This is a genomic window from Bacteroides sp. GM023 (genome assembly GCF_014750685.1).
GTDB lineage: Bacteria > Bacteroidota > Bacteroidia > Bacteroidales > Bacteroidaceae > Bacteroides.
This window is the reverse complement of sequence record NZ_JAAXGE010000031.1, coordinates 1-1,924: the sequence shown is the minus strand read 5'-3', so window position 1 is coordinate 1,924 and position 1,924 is coordinate 1. Positions and strand designations below refer to the sequence as shown.

The 1,924-nt window shown below is 44.6% G+C and carries 1 protein-coding gene; it reads right to left on the bottom strand.

The genetic code is table 11. The features are described 5' to 3' along the window. Positions 1-93: 93 nt before the first annotated feature. A complete protein-coding gene (gene ltrA, locus HC965_RS26530; protein WP_191034208.1) occupies positions 94-1,500 on the bottom strand; it encodes a group II intron reverse transcriptase/maturase in 1,407 nt (468 codons plus the stop codon). Between the last annotated feature and the right edge of the window lie 424 nt (positions 1,501-1,924).

The window sequence follows — 1,924 nt, the reverse complement described above, 5'->3', positions numbered from 1 at the left end:
ATCGAGTAGGAGGAAAATAAAAGTAGTTTTCTTCCTACTTTCATTTTCCGACCTCTCACACCACCGTACGTGCCGTTCGGCATACGGCGGTTCCTATTTTGGGTGCCATTCGAGATAATAATCCATTAGATTAACATATCCTGCCCTACGCAATTTGTCATTAGACATTGTCGAGGTAAGTATCCAACTGCATGCTATACGCCAATATCCAAGTCGAGTGTTTCCCCATTGATATGCCTGCCAATCATGGACACCACATCTCTTTAGGTTTGCCACTCTGGTCTTGGGGGCCTTCCATGATTTCCAGATACACATCCGTATGCGTCGCCTTAACCATTCGTCCGTTTCAAGACAGAGACGCTTTATATGTGCCAAGTGATAGTAACCCACCCATCCTCTTATGTATTCCTTAAGTTTCTGTTTTCTGCATTCATATCCACACCCATTACTCCGACTTGTCAACTCCTTGAGTTTGGATTTCATCTTGGACTTGGATTGGGGATGTACTGTCAGAAGACATTTCCCTTTCATCACATAAAAAGAATAGCCAAGGAACTTTACTCCTTGCACGTACGACACAACTGTCTTTTCACGATTCACTTTCAAAAAGAGTTGTCCTTCAATGAATCGGGTTATCGATTCCTTGACGCGTTGTACTGCGCGTTTCGATTTACAGAATATCATCGCATCATCAGCATAACGAACAAAAGGGTGTCCACGTCTTTCCAGTTCTTTGTCCAGTTCATTAAGCATAATATTGCTTAACAGCGGACTTAAGGGACCACCCTGGGGAGTACCTTCCGTACTTGTTTTGAACAGGCCTCGGGTCATTACACCGCTGCGAAGATATTTGTGTATCAGACTCACAACCCTTCCATCCTTTATAGTACGGCTGAGTATTTCTATCAGCTTGCTGTGGCTGACTGTATCAAAGAAACGCTCAAGGTCGAGGTCAACTACATATCTGTAGCCATCATCCACTATCTTCTGCGCTCTTCGTAGGGCGTCATGGCAGCCCCTTTTCGGACGGAAGCCATAACTTGTCATGGAGAACTGACGCTCATAAATTGGTGTCAGAACTTGGTGTATGGCTTGTTGCACCAGTCGGTCTACCACGGTAGGAATACCCAAAAGGCGGTTCTTGCCATTGTCCTTAGGGATTTCAACCCTGCGGACTGGATTGGGACGATATGTCCCGTTTTCCAAGGAACTTATAAGCTCACCCTTATTAGCCAAAAGCCATGGAAACAGTTGTTCGCATGACATCTTGTCGATACCGCCACACCCTTTGTTTCTGACTACTGCTTTATAGGCTTTGTTCAGATTAAAGGGACTAAGAACAAGTTCAAACAGATGTTCCTTGTCGAATGGTACTTCCACGATGTTGTCTTCAGTCATCCACATGAAAGTCTGCACTCCCCCATACCATTCGGATTCCGTCCTATCTATTTGAGGGCAGTCATTAGCATTAGCTGATATTTTCTGCATTCGTCCTTTCATAAGGTAACTTTCAATTACTATCGTTTAATTATTAGGTTCAGTCCTTCATGAAACTTATCGATAACTTCACTACTATGACTTCGGCTGACTTCTCACGGCAAGCTTTACTCCGTACGTTTCGTAAAAAAAAACTAGTCCGTACGTCCGTGAGACCTCCTCGGATAAGGGCATTATCTTTCCATCTTATACCTGCTTCATTTACACCAACCGTTCCGAATAGCTATAGGGCTTTGGTTTGTCGTGCAACCTTACCCACGGTCAAATGCCTTGTATGAAGTTTCTGTCCGTCAGGCCAGATGTTTGCCATAGGCTTCTTTCAGATTCCAACTCACGAAGGACACCCTTGCCATTGGCTGTGTGATTCCCGCTATTAGGGCTCACGAGGGACTTGCACCCGTTAGATAATACTCATGCCGAGCATACA

What these genes read in the sequence shown, in the direction of transcription:
- ltrA (WP_191034208.1), bottom strand. Translation starts at nt 1,500, where the DNA reads ATGAAAGGACGAATGCAGAAAATATCAGCTAATGCTAATGACTGCCCT.